1 protein-coding gene is annotated in these 683 nt (G+C 46.6%); it reads left to right on the top strand.

From position 1 onward, the window contains the following. On the top strand, positions 1-683 hold a 683-nt coding region (locus tag ACFINE_RS09915), incomplete at both ends, for a DUF4815 domain-containing protein (protein ID WP_375621910.1).

Below are 683 nucleotides of genomic sequence, written 5' to 3'. Positions count from 1 at the left end.
AGCTATAAGGTGACTTACCGCTATCGCGCAAAAATCACGGCTGATAAAGTAACAGCGCAGGAAATCACTGTCTCAGGGGGTGCGGAGGGTGGTGATATTATCGTCAGTTACACTTATAAATTGCCCCGCATTGACCGTATCGGTCTCAACACGGGGGGCAATGTGGTTTACATCAAAGGTATCTCAGTAGACCAACCCATGGCACCCAGTGTTCCTGATGATGTGTTGTCCCTTGCAACCATTACCAACAATTGGCTTGAAATGCCGGTTGTGGTCAATGATGGCACACGGGTTGCCCCCTATGATGAAATGTGGCGCTATTTTCAACGAGTGCTTTCGCTTGACCGTCTGATGCAATTAGAACGGATTAAAAGCAATGTTGACTCTAAAGAGCCTGTTGCTAAAAAAGGCATGTTCGCTGATCCCTTTCTTGATGACTCTTATAGAGATGAAGGCTTTCAACAAACGGGGGCTGTAGGCAACGGCATTTTGCAGCTTGCCATTGACCCAACATTCTATACTGCTCCTTTAAAAGCGCCTGTCACGCTTGACTGGACAAATGAAGTGATCATTGCGCAAGAGTTGACAACGGCTTGCGAAAAAATCAATCCTTATCAAAATTTTGCACCCCTGCCTGGTACAGTAACCCTTGAACCCGCAACAGACTTTTGGCATGAACAACG

This window comes from Bartonella sp. AA97HXZ, assembly GCF_042196985.1.
Lineage (GTDB): Bacteria > Pseudomonadota > Alphaproteobacteria > Rhizobiales > Rhizobiaceae > Bartonella.
The sequence above is the reverse complement of the archived record's forward strand: the minus strand, read 5'-3'. Positions and strand labels throughout refer to the sequence as shown.